Below are 14,755 nucleotides of genomic sequence, written 5' to 3'. Positions count from 1 at the left end.
GCCCGGGGGACGGCCGGGACGGTCAGGTGAGCAGGCGGGTCAGGACGCGGGTGCCGAACTCCAGCCCCTCCACCGGCACCCGCTCGTCCTTGCCGTGGAACATGCCGAAGTAGTCCAGGTCGGGCCGGAGCATGAGCGGGGCGAAGCCGTACCCCTGGATGCCGATGGTGGCGAAGGACTTGGCGTCGGTGCCCCCGCTCATCACGTACGGCACCGGCCGCGCCAGCGGGTCCTCGGCCACCAGCGCCCCCGCCAGCTCGTCGAAGAACGCCGACGGGTACGGCGCGGCGGGCGCCTCCTCCAGGTTCACGAACTCGCGGGTGATCTTCGGGCCCAGCAGCTCGTCGATCGTCGCGAGGAACTCCTCCTGAAGGTCCGGCAGGTACCGGCCGTCCACGTGCGCCGAGGCGGTCGAGGGCACCACGTTGACCTTGTAGCCGGCCTCCAGCATCGTCGGGTTCGCCGAGTTGCGGATCTGGCCGTGGAACAGCTCGCCGAGCGCGCCCAGCCGGTCGGCCTCGGCGTCCAGCCGGTCCAGGTCGATCGGCTGCCCGGTGATCTCCGACAGGCTCTCCAGGAGCGCGGCGACCGACGGCGTCAGGCGTACCGGCCACTGGTGGGCGGCCACCCGCGACAGCGCGTGGGCCAGCGTGGCGACCGGGTTGTCCACGGCGGGCCGCGAGCCGTGGCCCGCCACGCCGTGGGCGGTCACCTTCATCCACGCGGTGCCGCGCTCGCCGACGGCGATCGGGTAGACGCGCCGCCCGCCGGAGTCGACGCTGAAGCCGCCCGACTCGCTGATGGCCTCGGTGACGCCGTCGAACAGGTGCCGGTGCTCGGTCACCGCGTGCCGGGAGCCGTAGTCGCCGGTCGCCTCCTCGTCGGCCAGGAAGGCCAGCACCAGGTCCCGCTTCGGCCGCACGCCGTCCGCCGCCATGCCGAGCACGGCCGCGAGGGTCATCGCGCACGAGCCCTTCATGTCCACCGCGCCCCGGCCGTACACGCAGCCGTCGGTGATCTCGCCGGAGAACGGGTGCATCCGCCACTCGGCGGGGTCGGCGGGCACGACGTCCAGGTGGCCGTGGACGAGCAACGCGTCGGGGGAGTCGCCGTCGATCCTGGCCACGACGGTGGTGCGCCGGGGCGCCGACTCGAACACCACCGGCTCCAGCCCCGCGTCGGCCAGCAGCGTGGCCACGTACTCGGCCGCCGGGCGCTCGCCCGAGCCCGGATTGGTGGTGTCGAACCTGATCAGGTCCGAGCAGATCTCGGCGACGCTCTTCACGCTCTCCCCTTCAGCGTCAGCGGCGGCACGCCGGGCGTCTCCAGGTCGAAGATCAGCCCGTAGAAGGCCAGCTCGGCCTCCAGCGCCGCCACGATGGTCTCTTCCCTGCGCCAGCCGTGCTGCTCACCGGCGAAGGTGAGCAGAGCCCACTGTTTGCCGTGCTTGTCCAGTTCGGCGGTGAATCGCTCAGCCTGGCTGACGTCCACGATCGCGTCCTCCAGACCGTGCAACATGAGGCACGGGCCCGATGCCCGGGCCGCGTTCAGGAGCGGCGAGCGGTCGGTGTACCGCTGCCGCGTCTCGGGCAGCGGGCCCACCAGGCCGTCGAGGTAGCGCGACTCGAAGTCGTGCGTCTCGGCCGCCCAGCTCTCCGGGTCGGTGATCGCGTAGTGCGCGACGCCGCCCGCGAACACGTCGCTGTGCACCAGCGCGGCCACCGTCGTCCAGCCGCCGGCGCTGCCGCCCCGGATCGCGATCCTGGCCGCGTCCGCCCGGCCGAGCTGCACCAGCCCGCGCGCCACCTTGGCGCAGTCCTGGACGTCCACCACGCCCCACTGGTGCCGCAGCCGCTCGCGGTAGGCTCTGCCGTAGCCGGTCGAGCCGCCGTAGTTCACCACGGCCACGCCGATCCCTCTGCTGGTGAAGTAGGCGATCTCCAGGTCGAGCACGACCGGTGAGTTCCCGGTCGGCCCGCCGTGCACGAAGATCACGTACGGCGCCGGGCCCGCGACCCCGGCCGGCGGGTAGAGGTGGGCGTGCACGCCCTCGACCGTCACCGCGTCCGGCGTGGGCAGCAGCGCCCGGTCGGGCAGGGGCTTGGGGGCCGAGACGACCTCGTGCCCGCCGGTGGCCAGATCGACCAGCGTGACCTCCAGCGGCGTGTACGGCGTCGCCCCCACCGCCGCCGCCTTGCCCCCGGCCGCCGACACCGTCGAGGCCCAGTACGTGTGCTCCGCCCCGCCGATCTCCCGCAGGCCGCCCGTCGCCGGGTCGAGCACGCCCAGGCGGCGCTGGTCGGCGGTGCCGTACACGACGACCAGGTGCTCGCCCGCCGGGGCCAGGCAGGCCAGGCCCGGCTTCCAGGCCGCCGCGCCGAACTCCAGCTCCACGGGGGTGAGGTTGCGCGAGGGGGAACCGTCGAGGTGCACGACATGCACGTTCCACCAGCCGGTCGGGTCGGTGACGGCGTACAGGGACTCCGCGTCGCGCCACTCGGCCTGGGCCACCGACTCCTCGGGGCCGCCGGCCACGACCTGGTGGGGGCCCGCGACGCCGTCCGGCGACAGGGGGGCCACGCACAGCTCGGTGCCGTCCCAGGGCATGTCGGGGTGGTTCCAGCCGATCCAGGCGATCCGGGCGCCGTCGGGGGAGAGGCGGGGGTTCATGAGGAAGTGGTGCGTCCGGGCCACGACCCTGACCGGGCCGCCGTCCAGGGGGACCGCCACCAGGTCCCGCACGTCGTCGATCTCCCGCACCGCCCACACCTCGTCACGGCCGGGCGGCAGGTAGAGGTCGCCGTAGCGCGCCGGGCCCTCGGGCGTGAGGGCGACCGGGTCGGCGGCCTTCCCCGGGGAGGCGTCCAGGCGGTAGAGCCGCTGGTCGGACCAATTGGTGAAGACCAGGCCGCCGCCCGGCAGCGGACGCCAGGAGCGGCCGCCGTACTCGATCAGGCGGTTGCGGGCGTTCCAGCCGGGAGGCAGCGCGTCGGCGCGGGAGCCGTCGGGCAGGCGGCGCACCACGCAGCGCCGGCCGCCCTCGTGCGGGCGTGGCTCGTCCCACCACACCTCCACGCCCTCGGGCGTGGCGACGGCCTCCACCCACTGGGGGCCGCCGTCGGTACGCGCCACATCGATCGGTCGAATGCTCATGAAAAATCACCAATTGCCGTTGGTACAGGGAGGCAGGGGATGCCCGGGCGGGTGGAGGACGTACACGATGCCGCCGCTGCCCGAGCTCCTCAGCCACACGTTCTCGAACGCTGCCCGCGGGTACACCCGGCGAACCTCGCCGTCCGCAGGCGCGGCGGGGTCGTTCACGACGACGTCGCCCCCGGCGGTGAAGCCGGTGACGACGAGGATGTGGCCGTTCGTGGAGTAGCCGGAGCCGGGCAGCTCGTGGGCCTTGAACGACAGCGAGGCGATCACCGGGATGCCCGCCAGGACGAACGCCTCCAGCTCGGCCGCAGACAGCAGCCTGGTCACGAAGCCGGTCAGCCCGTAACGCCCCGCGTAGGCCACGTTGAACGGCCAGTTCCCGGTGCCCTGGTAGCCGTCGTCGTAGGTGCCCATGGCGGCGTGGTCCACCGCCGGGGCGGGGTCGTCCGCGCCCACCCAGGCCAGCTCGCCGGGCTCGGGGCCGCGGCCCCAGAAGGCCAGCACCATCGCCACCGAGGCGGGGCTGCACCAGTTCGCGCCGCCGCCGTCCCAGCGCGGGTGGTGCCCGGCGTGCGCGTACTGGGAGTGGCCGGGCACGTCGAGCTCGACCCGCCCGGCCACCCCGGACGCGCTCACCGCGACCGGACGCTGCGGCAGGGACGAGGCCAGCACGCCGAGAGAGGTCATCCGCGCGCCCTCGCCACGCGCGGTGACCCTCGTCTGGAACGCCACGACCGGCCGCCTGGCCACGAACGTGTCCACGGCCACGTCGCCGTCCTCGTCACCCTGGCCGGGCACCGAGGTACGCGGCCCGTGCTCGGACCAGCGGCCCATGACGTACCACTTGGTCAGCGTGCCGGCTTCGGTCCTGGCCCGCAGCTCCACCTCGACCCAGGCGCCCGGCGGGGTACGCGCGGTCCACGAGGGGACGAGCTGGGTGGCCGCGAAGCCGACCCGGTGTTCCTCGCTGGTCCACGTGCCTCCGGGCACGGTGAGACGGGTGAAGGCGACGCGCGCCAGATCGACGGTGAGCACCAGCCATATTGTGGTTTCACACCGGGTGTCGCACATCGGTTGGTTTACGTACCGGCCCGGCCCCGCTCCTGGCGGGTTCGCTCACCAGGAGGGGCCGGTGGGCTCGGTCAGAGGTAGAGGCCGGTGGACTCGTCGGGGCCCGCCGGGCTGATCGCGCGGCCCGCGCGCAGGGCGTACAGCTCCGCGAGGGTCGCCCCCGAGGCGCCGACCCCCTGCGGCGAGCCGAGCCAGGCGACGGCCTCGTCCCGGGTCAGCGGGCCGACCTCGATCTGGGCCAGGCAGCGGCCCGGACGGATCACCGCCGGGTGCAGCCGGGTCAGGTCCTCGTTCGTGGTGATGGCCACCAGCACGTCGCGGCCCTGGCCGAGCAGGCCGTCGGTGAGGTTGAGCAGCCGCGACAGCCCCTGGCCCGCCTGGGCCTTGGCGCCCGAGCTGATCAGCTCGTCGCAGTCCTCCAGCACCAGCAGCCGCCACCGCTGCGTGTCGTCGTCGGTGTCGTAGCCGACCGCCACCTCCATCAGGTAGCCCGGGTCGTTGAACAGCCGTTCGGGGTCGAGCACGCAGTCGACCTGGCACCAGTCGTGCCACTGCTTGGCCAGCGTGCGCAGCAGCGTGGTCTTGCCGGTGCCGGGCTGGCCGTGCAGCAGGATCAGCCGGCCGTTGACGTCGGCGGGCGTGGTCGCCATCAGGCGGCCGAGCGCCGGGCGCACCTGCGCCGAGTAGTTCGTTCCGATCTCGTCCCACGGCTGGGCGGTGATCGGCTTCTCCGACCGGTTGCCGCCGTGGGAGCCGCGCCACCAGAAGCCCATCTCGACGTGGTCGGCGTCGGGCATCGGCTCCTCGGCGCCGTCGATGCTCTCCTTCATCACCGAGGTGGCCAGCTCTTCGCTCACCGCCGTCACGCTCACCGTGGCGGTGCGGTTGCGGTGCCGGATGACCCGCAGCGTCCACCCCTCGCCGCAGATGAGCCGCGACTCCGAACCGTCCTCCACCTGCGCGGTGCGCAGCACCCGCCCCTCGGCCGGCTGCAGCCGGGCGTCCGGGCGCACCCGCTCCAGGTTGGCCAGCCTTGACCAGGGCTGAACGCCGGTCGCGAACGGCGACAACGCCAGGGCGTCGATGACGTCGATCGCCGAGTCGGCGTCGTCGATCCAGATGTTCATCGGCAGTTCGGACGAGGAGTCCGGGCTGGGGAACGGCACCTCCCTGATCACAGACATAGGTAAAGGATCTCCTTCGTGGGCTCGGATGTCGAAGGGTTATGCGAGCGGATCGTTCACTTCTTGCCGAGATCGCCGGTCTGGGTGACCATTCCCAGGCCGGGCACGTCTCGCCAGGTGTAGGTGAGAGTGTCGCCTTTAAGCTCCAGCCAGACAGTACCCGGGATGCAGCCGCCCGTGGTCGCACCGAGGGAGAAAGTCAGCCGGTCGGGGCGCACCTCGGTCAGGGTGATGGTGGCGGTGCAGTCGACCTGGGAGTCCTTCTCCTGCCAGGCCGCCTCCGGCCGGCCGGCCTTCAGTTCGACCGTGTTGTCGGCGCCGTCGGGGTCGAGCGGGTTGGTGGTGTCGGTGTGGCCCGTCCAGGTGCCGGCGAAGGCCGCGGGGATCTTCAGAGCCCCGGTCCCGCCGGTGGTCCGCGCCGTGGCCGTACGGGCGGCGACGGGCGTTTCGGGAGTGGCGGTCGTGGACGGCGGGTCGGACGGCGGGTCGGACGGGGCGGCGGTCGCGGACGGCGGCGAGGTGGACCGGGTGGCGGTCGAGCCGGGCGCACGGGCGGTCAGCAGGACCACGCCGCCGACCACGGCCAGGGCCACCACGATCGCCACGGCCCCGGCGAGGGCGCCGCGCCCCCTGTTCCGGCCCTCCCGACTCTCGCGCGTGTCGGCCACCCCCGGACCGAGGCCGTGCGGGCCTCCCGGAGGCCCGCCCGAGGCGGTGCCGGCAGGCGAGCCGGGGGCGGGGCCGGATGCGGGGCCGGTAGGCGCGCCGGACGCGGGGCCGGAGGCAGGGAGCGGCGGGGTGCCCGGGGCGACCAGGGCCAGCATGAGGGCGCCGGCCGTCGGGCGGCGGGCGGGGTCCTTGGCCAGGGCGGCGGCGATCAGCCCGCGCAGCCGGGACGGCAGCGGCGACAGGTCCGGCTCGGCGTGCAGCACCCGGTGCAGGACCGCCGGCACGGTGTCCGCCCCGAACGGGCTGACCCCCGTGGCCGCGTGGACGATCGTCGCCGCCCACGCGAACACGTCGGAGGCCGCCGAGGCGGGCGAGCCCGCGATCTGCTCCGGCGACAGGTAGGCGGGCGTGCCGATCAGCCCCGAGGTGTGCGTCGCCGCGCCCTCGGCCCTGGCGATGCCGAAGTCCACCACGCGCGGCCCGTCCGGCCCGAGCAGCACGTTGGACGGCTTGAAGTCGCGGTGGACGACCCCGGCCGCGTGGATGGCCGCCAGCGCGGTGGCCGTGCCGACCGCCAGGCGTTCCAGCTCGCCGCCGCGCAGCGGCCCGCGCCCGGCCACCCGCTCGGCCAGCGAGGGCCCGTCGACGAACTCGCTCACCACGTACGGCCGCGAGCCCCGGGTCGAGACGTCGAGCACGCGGGCCGTGCAGAAGGAGGCGATCGACTCCAGCGCGTCGAGCTCGCGCGCCAGCCTGGCCCGCGTCTCCTGGTCGCCCGCGTTGAGCAGCTTGACCGCGACCTGCTCCCCGGCGGGGGAGTGGGCCAGGTAGACCACGCCCTGCCCACCCTCGCCGAGCCGCCCGGCCAGGCGGAAATCGCCCAGGGACGCCGGATCGTCCGGTGTGAGGGGGGTCACCATGGCGGCTACGTTACCGCTCGCCATGCGGAAGCCAAGATCGCCCGGTACCTTGTGTCGTCGGTCTAAATCACTCCTTACACGGAGGTATCGGGGAAGTGTCGAGGGTCACGGTCCGCGAACGGGCGCGGTACTGGTTCGACAACACCATGTCCAGGGGGACGGCGTCGCTCATCGGCTGGCTCGCGGTGGTGTCGGTCGCGCTCATCCTCGTGGTGGCCGCGTTCACGCTCTGGCTCGCGCCGGACGAGCCCGACGGCGTCGGCGGCGCGGGGCAGGTGCTGTGGATCGCCCTCATGCACGCCCTCACCCCCAGCAAGGTCGCCAGCGACAAGGGCTCGCTCGGCTACATGACCGTGATGTTCGCCGGGTCGCTCGGCGGCATCTTCATCGTCAGCATGCTCGTCGGCCTGCTGTCCAACGGCCTCAAGCAGAAGGTGGACCGCCTGCGCAGAGGCCGTTCGCGCATCGTCGAGTCCGGCCACACGGTGGTGCTCGGCTGGTCGGACCAGGTGTTCACGATCGTCACCGAGCTGGTCAAGGCGCACGCCAGCCAGAAGAACTCGGTCATCGCCATCCTGGCCGACCGCGACAAGCTGGCCATGGAGGAGGACATCCGCGAGCACGTCGGCGACCTCGGCAGGACCCGCCTGGTCTGCCGCACCGGCCGTCCCACCGAGCCGCGCGACCTCGGCCTGATGAACCTCACCGCCGCCAGGTCCGTCGTCGTGCTCTCGCCCGAGGGCGAGGACCCCGACGCGCACGTCATCAAGATCCTGCTGGCCCTGGCCAAGCGCGACGGCTCCCACCCGCCCGTGGTCGCCGCCCTGGCCTCCGCCCGCAACCTCGCCGCCGCCCGGCTGGCCGGCGGCGAGGACGTGCACCTGGTCGACTCCGACGACACCGCCGCCCGGCTGATCGTGCAGTCCTCCCGCCAGTCCGGCATGTCCGTCGTCTGCATGGACCTGCTCAACTTCGACGGCGGCGAGATCTACCTGCGCGCCGACGAGGAACTGGTCGGCGCCACCTACGGCCAGGCGCTGCACGCCTACGAGACCGCCGCCGTCATCGGCTTACGCGGGCCGGCCGGAGTCGTGCTCAACCCGCCCCTGGACACCGTCATCACCGCCAAGGACCAGGTCGTCGTCATCGCCCACGACGACTCCCACATCGAACTCGCCACCGGCGAGCCCCCGGTGGACGAGCAGGCCGTCACCGCCACCGGCGCCGCGCCGCCGGAGCCCGAGCGCACCCTCCTGCTCAACTGGAACGGCCGCGCCGAGCAGATCGTGCGCTACCTGGACGGCTACGTCTCCCCGGGCTCGGTCCTGGACATCGCCGCCGACCACCCCGACGCCGGCACCGGCCTGACCGGGCTGCGCACCCTCACCGTCAACGTCAAGGACTGCGACACCACCGACCGGTACGCGCTCGAATCCCTCGGCGTCGGCCTCTACCAGCACGTCATCGTGCTCTCCGACGACCGCTTCAAGCCCCACCACGCCGACACCCGCACGCTCATGACCCTGCTCCAGCTCCGCGACATGCAGAGCACGCTCGGCGAGCACTACTCGATCGTCAGCGAGATGCACGACGAGGGCAACCGGGCGCTGGCCGAGGTCACCGAGGCCGACGACATCGTCATCAGCGACACCGTCATCGGCCTCCTGCTGGCCCAGCTCGCCGAGAACCGCCACCTCGCCGACGTGTTCGGCTACCTGTTCGACTCGCACGGCTCGGAGATCTACCCCAGGCCCGCCGCCTCGTACGTGAAGACCGGCTCCGAGGTCACCTTCGCCACCATCGTCGAGGCGGCCCGGCGCAGGGGCGAGACCGCGATCGGCTACCGCGACAACGTCTCCAGGAACGTCCCGCCGCACTACGGCATCGTGCTCAACCCCGCCAAGAGCGACACCGTCGTCCTCGGCCGGCAGGACTCGGTGATCGTCCTGGCCGAACGCTGATCCGGGCACGGGCCCGGCCCCGGGCCCGTGGGTTAGCGTGTGCGGCGTGAGGACCATCGACTGGGCCGGCGACGCCGTCGAGCTCGTGGACCAGACGCTGCTGCCCGACCGGTGCGTGCGGCTGCGCGTCGAGACCGTGGCCGAGCTCGTCGCGGCGATCCGGCGGCTGGCCGTGCGCGGCGCCCCCGCGCTCGGCGTGGCCGGCGCGCTCGGCGTCGTGCTCGCCGACGGCGACCTCGGCCAGATCGCCGAGCTGCGCGCCGCCCGTCCGACCGCCGCCAACCTCGCCTGGGGCGTCGACCAGGCCGCCGCCCACCTGGGCAGGGGCCGCCAGGCGGTGCTGGCGGCCGCGCTGCGCGTCCGCGACGACGACATCGCCGCCTGCCTGGCCATGGGCGAGCGCGGCGCCGGCCTGCTGGAGGGCGACCGGCTGCGGATCATGACCGTCTGCAACACCGGCGGCCTGGCCGCCGTCGAACGCGGCACCGCCCTCGGTGTCGTCCAGACCCTGCACGAACGCGGCCGCCTGGCCGAGGTGCTCGCCCTGGAGACCCGCCCGCTGCTCCAGGGCGCCCGGCTCACCACCTGGGAGCTGGCCAGGATGGGCGCGCCGCACCGGCTGGTGGCCGACTCGGCGGGGCCGTACCTGCTGGCCAAGGGGGAGGTGGACGCCGTGCTCATCGGCGCCGACCGCATCGCCGCCAACGGCGACACCGCCAACAAGATCGGCTCGTACGCGCTCGCGCTCGGCGCGGAACGGGCCGGGGTGCCGTTCGTCGTGGTCGCGCCCGAGTCCACCATCGACCCCGCCACCCCGACCGGCGACCACATCCACATCGAGGACCGCGACCCCGAGGAGATCCTGTCCGTCCGAGGTGTACGCGTCGCGCCCGAGGGCACTCAGGCGCTGAACCCCGCGTTCGACGTGACGCCGCACGATCTGATCACCGCGATCGTGACCGAACGGCGGGTGATCAGGCCGTGAAATAGCGCGATCCGCGGACCCGCTCACCTCGCTCGCGTTACGCTCGGTCGTCCCGATATCTACTCTCGGAGAGCAGCCGTGGACATAGATCTGGTGTTAAGGCGCGATTGGCAGGCGCGCACGCCCCGCGGCGCCTACACCCAGCTCGACTCGACCAAGGGCGTCAAGGTCCACTACACCGGCGGCAGGGTCGAGCCCGGCATCGTCTCCGACCACGCCGCCTGCGTGTCCCTCGTGCGATCGATCCAGGCGTACCACATGGACGGGAACGGCTGGATCGACATCGGCTACTCCTTCGTGGCCTGCCCGCACCGGAAGGTGTTCGAGGGGCGGGGGCTGCACCATCTGCCCGCCGCCAACGGTCCCGGGCTCAACGCCGGTCACTACGCCGTGCTCGGGCTGGTCGGCAACGCCGGGCTCGTGCAGCCGCCCGACACGATGCTGGAGGCGATCGTCGACGCCGTCCAGTACGTGCGCGACCACGGCGGCGCCGGCAAGGAGATCAAGGGCCACCGCGACGGCTACTCCACCGACTGCCCCGGCGACCCCCTGTACGCCTGGATCAAGCGCGGCGCCCCCCGTCCGGGCGGCGGCCCCACCACTCCGCCCCCGGCCACGCCGCCCTTCCCCGGCCGGCTGCTGAAGTACCCGCCGGTCATGGAGGGCGAGGACGTGCGCACCTGGCAGCGGCAGATGAAGAAGCACGGCTGGGACCTGACCGTCGACGGCGCGTACGGCGCCGCCTCCCGCGACGTGTGCCGCAGGTTCCAGCGCGAGCAGGGCGTCGAGGACGACGGGATCGTGGGCCCGCTCACATGGAGGCTGGCATGGGAGGCGCCGCCCGCCGACGGGTAACCCCCGGATTACTGCGGCGGCCCGGCAGCGCCTACTATCCGTTGCATGGAACTGGCAGCGGGGTTTCCTCCCACCACTCGCGACGACTGGCGGAGACTGGCGGTCGAGGTCCTGCGCAAGTCGGGGGTCGAGGCGGGCTCGCCCGAGGAGGCGCTGTCCACCCCCACCTACGACGGCGTGACCGTCGCGCCGCTCTACGACGCGGGCGACCTGCCGGGCGATCCCGGGGCGCCGGGCGCGCCGCCTTTCACGCGGGGGGCGCGGGCGCTGCCCGGATGGGACGTCCGGCAGCGGCACGCCGTGGCCGACCCCGAGGCGGTCCTGGCCGACCTGGAGAACGGCGTCACCTCGCTCTGGCTGGTCGTCGGCGACGACGCGATCCCGGTCGACGCGCTGCCCGCCGTGCTGAAGGACGTCTATCTCGACCTGGCGCCGATCGTCCTGGAGGCGGGGGAGCGCACGCGGGAGGCCGCCGAGGTGCTGTTCGGCCTGGCCGCCGAGCGGGGCGTCCCGCTCAGCGGGAACCTGGGCGCGAGCGGCGGCGAGGCGGCCGCGCTGGCCGGGCGCTGCGCCGCGTACCCGGGGTTGCGGGCGGTCATGGTCGACGCCACGCCCTACCACGACGCGGGCGCCTCCGACGCCGAGGAACTGGGCTGCTCGATCGCGCGGGGCGTGGCCGAGCTGCGGACGCTGACCGGCGCCGGCCTCTCCGTTGAGCAAGCGCTAGGCCAGATGGACTTCCGGTACGCCGCCACCGCCGACCAGTTCGCCACCATCGCCAAGCTCCGGGCGGCGCGCCGCCTGTGGGCCAGGGTCGCCGAGGTGTGCGGCGCGGCCGAGCACGGCGGGCAGCGCCAGCACGCCGTCACCAGCGCCGCCATGATGACCGCCCGCGACCCCTGGGTGAACATGCTGCGCACCACCCTGGCCTGCTTCGCGGCGGGCGTGGGCGGGGCGGAGGCGGTCACCGTGCAGCCGTTCGACGCCGCGCTCGGCCTGCCCGACGCCTTCTCCCGGCGCATCGCCCGCAACACGCAGTCGCTGCTGCTGGAGGAGTCGGGGATCGGGCGGGTGACCGACCCCGCCGGCGGCTCCTGGTACGTCGAGCGCCGCACCGCCGACCTGGCCGAGCGGGCCTGGGCCTGGTTCCAGGAGATCGAGGCCGCCGGAGGCGTGGAGGCCGCGGGCGAGCTGATCGAGCGGCGCGTCGCCGCCACCCGCGCCCGCCGCGACGACGACATCGCCCACCGCCGCTTCCCGATCACCGGCGTCAGCGAGTTCCCCGACCCCGGTGAGAAGCCGCTGCGCCGCCCGCCCGCCCCCGCCGGGCGGCCCGTGGCCCGCCACGCCCAGGAGTTCGAGGCGTTGCGCGACGTCGCCGACGCACTGCCCGAGCGTCCCAAGGTGTTCCTGGCCACCATCGGGCCGGTCGCCGCGCACACCGCGCGGGCCTCCTTCGCCGCCAACCTCTTCCACTCCGGCGGCCTGGCCACCGAGACCGCCGGGCCGGGCGCCGACCCCGAGCAGATCGCCACCGCCTTCGCCGTGAGCGGCGCCGCCGTCGCCTGCCTGTGCTCCACCGACAAGCTGTACGCCCAGCACGCCCGCGCCGTGGCCACCGCCCTGCGGCACGCGGGGGCGAGACGCGTCTGGCTGGCGGGGAAGGGAGACTACGAGGGCGTGGACGCCTGCCTCTACGCGGGGTGCGACGCGCTCGCCGTGCTCCGTCAGACGTTCGAGGACCTGGAGGTGCTGCGATGATCCCCGACTTCTCCGGCGTCCCGCTCGACGGGGGCCCTGGCCCCGGCGCGAGCGCCGCCCCTGAGGGCGAGGTGTGGGAGACGCCCGAGGGCATCGCGGTCAAGCCTCTCTATACGGCCGCCGACCTCGACGGGCTCGACTTCCTGCGCACCTATCCCGGCGCGGCACCGTACCTGCGCGGGCCCTACCCGACCATGTACGTCAACCAGCCCTGGACGGTCCGCCAGTACGCGGGCTTCTCCACCGCCGAGGACTCCAACGCCTTCTACCGGCGGAACCTGGCGGCCGGGCAGAAGGGCCTGTCGGTCGCCTTCGACCTGGCCACGCACCGGGGCTACGACTCCGACCATCCGCGTGTGGCCGGCGACGTGGGCATGGCGGGGGTGGCGATCGACTCCATCTACGACATGCGGCAGCTCTTCGACGGCATCCCGCTCGACCGCATGTCGGTGTCGATGACCATGAACGGCGCGGTGCTGCCCGTCCTCGCGATGTACATCGTGGCGGCCGAGGAGCAGGGCGTCGCGCCGGAGGAGCTGGCCGGGACCATCCAGAACGACATCCTCAAGGAGTTCATGGTCCGCAACACCTACATCTATCCGCCGGGCCCCTCGATGCGCATAATCTCGGATATTTTCGCTTATACGAGCGAAAAGATGCCGAAATTCAACTCGATCAGCATTTCTGGCTATCACATCCAGGAAGCCGGGGCGACCTGCGACCTCGAACTCGCCTACACCCTCGCCGACGGCGTCGAGTACCTGCGCGCCGGCATCGCCGCCGGGATGGACGTCGACCGGTTCGCCCCCCGGCTGTCGTTCTTCTGGTGCATCGGCATGAACTTCTTCATGGAGGTCGCCAAGCTGCGCGCCGCCCGGCTGCTGTGGGCCAGGCTGGTGTCGCGGTTCGGGGCGGCCAACCCCAAGTCGCTGAGCCTGCGTACGCACAGCCAGACCTCCGGCTGGTCCCTCACCGCCCAGGACGTCTTCAACAACGTCGCCCGCACCTGCGTCGAGGCCATGGCCGCCACCCAGGGCCACACCCAGTCGCTGCACACCAACGCCCTCGACGAGGCGCTCGCGCTGCCCACCGACTTCTCCGCCCGCATCGCCCGCAACACCCAGCTCCTCCTCCAGCAGGAGTCGGGCACCACGCAGGTGATCGACCCGTGGGGCGGCTCCTACTACGTCGAGCGCCTCACCCACGACCTCGCCGAGCGCGCCTGGGCCCACATCGAGGAGGTCGAGGCCGCCGGCGGCATGGCCAGGGCCATCGAGGCCGGCCTGCCCAAGCTCCGCATCGAGGAGGCCGCGGCCCGTACCCAGGCGCGCATCGACTCCGGCCGCCAGCCGGTCATCGGGGTCAACAAGTACCGCGCCGCCGACGACGAGCCCATCGAGGTGCTCAAGGTCGACAACAGCGCCGTACGCGCCCAGCAACTCGACAAGCTGGCCCGCCTGCGGGCCGAACGCGACGGCGAGGCCGTGCAGCGCGCCCTCGACGCGCTCACCAAGGCCGCCGACAACCCCGCGCCCGGCCTCGACGCCAACCTGCTCAAGCTGGCCGTCGACGCCGCCCGCGCCAAGGCCACCGTCGGCGAGATCTCCGACGCCCTGGAGCGGGTGTTCGGCCGGCACGCCGAGCAGGTGCGTACCATCTCCGGTGTGTACCGCGACGAGTCCGGCCCCGCCGAGGCCATCGAGCGCGTCCGCCTGGCCTGCGCCGACTTCGAGCGGCACGAGGGCCGCCGCCCGCGCATCCTGGTCGCCAAGATGGGCCAGGACGGCCACGACCGCGGCCAGAAGGTGATCGCCACCGCCTTCGCCGACCTCGGCTTCGACGTCGACGTCGGCCCGCTGTTCCAGACGCCGGAAGAGGTGGCCAGGCAGGCGGTCGAGGCCGACGTGCACATCGTGGGCGTCTCGTCGCTGGCGGCCGGGCACCTGACGCTGGTGCCCGCGCTCCGGCGCGCCCTGGCCGACCTCGACGCCGAGGACATCATGATCGTGGTCGGCGGCGTCATCCCGCCGGGCGACCACGACGAGCTCCGCGCCGCCGGCGCCGCCGCCATCTTCCCGCCGGGAACGGTGATCGCCGACGCCGCCCTCGACCTCCTCCAGACCCTCGGCGACCGCCACTAGCCTTCCGGCGACGTACGGCCGGGGGCCTTGGCGGGCGTCGGAGGGCTGG

Annotated in this window: 10 protein-coding genes; 5 read left to right on the top strand and 5 right to left on the bottom strand. The window is 73.3% G+C overall.

The window, feature by feature from the left end; translation table 11 throughout:
- Positions 1 to 22 precede the first annotated feature (22 nt).
- From ACIA8R_RS39105 to ACIA8R_RS39085, 5 genes are all read right to left on the bottom strand, one after another.
- On the bottom strand, positions 23 to 1,285 hold the full coding sequence (locus ACIA8R_RS39105) for a M20/M25/M40 family metallo-hydrolase (RefSeq protein ID WP_397042536.1): 1,263 nt from the start codon (positions 1,283 to 1,285) through the stop codon (positions 23 to 25).
- Entirely contained in the window at positions 1,282 to 3,153 is a 1,872-nt protein-coding gene (locus ACIA8R_RS39100; protein WP_397042535.1) for a prolyl oligopeptidase family serine peptidase, read from the bottom strand. The genes ACIA8R_RS39105 and ACIA8R_RS39100 overlap by 4 nt, the downstream gene beginning before the upstream one ends.
- Positions 3,154 to 3,159: 6 nt before the next feature.
- The gene (locus ACIA8R_RS39095; RefSeq protein ID WP_364094759.1) at positions 3,160 to 4,194 is read right to left on the bottom strand and encodes a C39 family peptidase; all 1,035 of its coding nucleotides are present in this window, start codon (positions 4,192 to 4,194) and stop codon (positions 3,160 to 3,162) included.
- A 107-nt stretch (positions 4,195 to 4,301) separates the two neighbouring features.
- The gene (locus ACIA8R_RS39090) at positions 4,302 to 5,414 is read right to left on the bottom strand and encodes a DUF5925 domain-containing protein (RefSeq protein WP_364094756.1); all 1,113 of its coding nucleotides are present in this window, start codon (positions 5,412 to 5,414) and stop codon (positions 4,302 to 4,304) included.
- A gap of 56 nt (positions 5,415 to 5,470) precedes the next feature.
- Positions 5,471 to 7,003: a protein kinase gene (locus ACIA8R_RS39085; protein WP_397042534.1), complete on the bottom strand. Its 1,533-nt coding sequence runs from the start codon at positions 7,001 to 7,003 to the stop codon at positions 5,471 to 5,473.
- 95 nt (positions 7,004 to 7,098) lie between these two features.
- On the opposite strand from ACIA8R_RS39085, the gene ACIA8R_RS39080 reads away from it, so the two are divergent.
- The 5 genes from ACIA8R_RS39080 to scpA all read left to right on the top strand — a co-directional run bounded on the left by ACIA8R_RS39080 (position 7,099) and on the right by scpA (position 14,706).
- Complete coding sequence (locus tag ACIA8R_RS39080; protein WP_364094750.1) at positions 7,099 to 8,964, top strand: potassium transporter TrkA; 1,866 nt, start codon at positions 7,099 to 7,101, stop codon at positions 8,962 to 8,964.
- Between the two features lie 46 nt (positions 8,965 to 9,010).
- Positions 9,011 to 9,949 carry an S-methyl-5-thioribose-1-phosphate isomerase gene (gene mtnA, locus ACIA8R_RS39075; protein ID WP_357695640.1) on the top strand — a complete coding sequence of 313 codons (939 nt, stop codon included), beginning with the start codon at positions 9,011 to 9,013 and terminating at the stop codon, positions 9,947 to 9,949.
- Positions 9,950 to 10,042: 93 nt separating this feature from the next.
- The gene (locus tag ACIA8R_RS39070) at positions 10,043 to 10,804 is read left to right on the top strand and encodes an N-acetylmuramoyl-L-alanine amidase (RefSeq protein ID WP_397042533.1); all 762 of its coding nucleotides are present in this window, start codon (positions 10,043 to 10,045) and stop codon (positions 10,802 to 10,804) included.
- Between the two features lie 45 nt (positions 10,805 to 10,849).
- Positions 10,850 to 12,565 carry a methylmalonyl-CoA mutase family protein gene (locus ACIA8R_RS39065; protein ID WP_397042532.1) on the top strand — a complete coding sequence of 572 codons (1,716 nt, stop codon included), beginning with the start codon at positions 10,850 to 10,852 and terminating at the stop codon, positions 12,563 to 12,565.
- Positions 12,562 to 14,706, top strand: a complete 2,145-nt coding sequence (gene scpA, locus ACIA8R_RS39060) for a methylmalonyl-CoA mutase (protein ID WP_364094741.1) — start codon at positions 12,562 to 12,564, stop codon at positions 14,704 to 14,706. Before ACIA8R_RS39065 ends, scpA begins: the two co-directional genes overlap by 4 nt.
- Positions 14,707 to 14,755: the final 49 nt, after the last annotated feature.

The organism is Nonomuraea sp. NPDC051191 (assembly GCF_044455665.1).
GTDB lineage: Bacteria > Actinomycetota > Actinomycetes > Streptosporangiales > Streptosporangiaceae > Nonomuraea.
Note: the sequence above shows the minus strand (reverse complement) of the source record. Positions and strands in the feature narration are given on the sequence as shown.

What these genes read in the sequence shown, in the direction of transcription:
- ACIA8R_RS39065 (WP_397042532.1), top strand. Translation starts at nt 10,850, where the DNA reads ATGGAACTGGCAGCGGGGTTTCCTCCCACCACTCGCGACGACTGGCGG.
- ACIA8R_RS39100 (WP_397042535.1), bottom strand. Translation starts at nt 3,153, where the DNA reads ATGAGCATTCGACCGATCGATGTGGCGCGTACCGACGGCGGCCCCCAG.
- ACIA8R_RS39090 (WP_364094756.1), bottom strand. Translation starts at nt 5,414, where the DNA reads ATGTCTGTGATCAGGGAGGTGCCGTTCCCCAGCCCGGACTCCTCGTCC.
- ACIA8R_RS39085 (WP_397042534.1), bottom strand. Translation starts at nt 7,003, where the DNA reads ATGGTGACCCCCCTCACACCGGACGATCCGGCGTCCCTGGGCGATTTC.
- scpA (WP_364094741.1), top strand. Translation starts at nt 12,562, where the DNA reads ATGATCCCCGACTTCTCCGGCGTCCCGCTCGACGGGGGCCCTGGCCCC.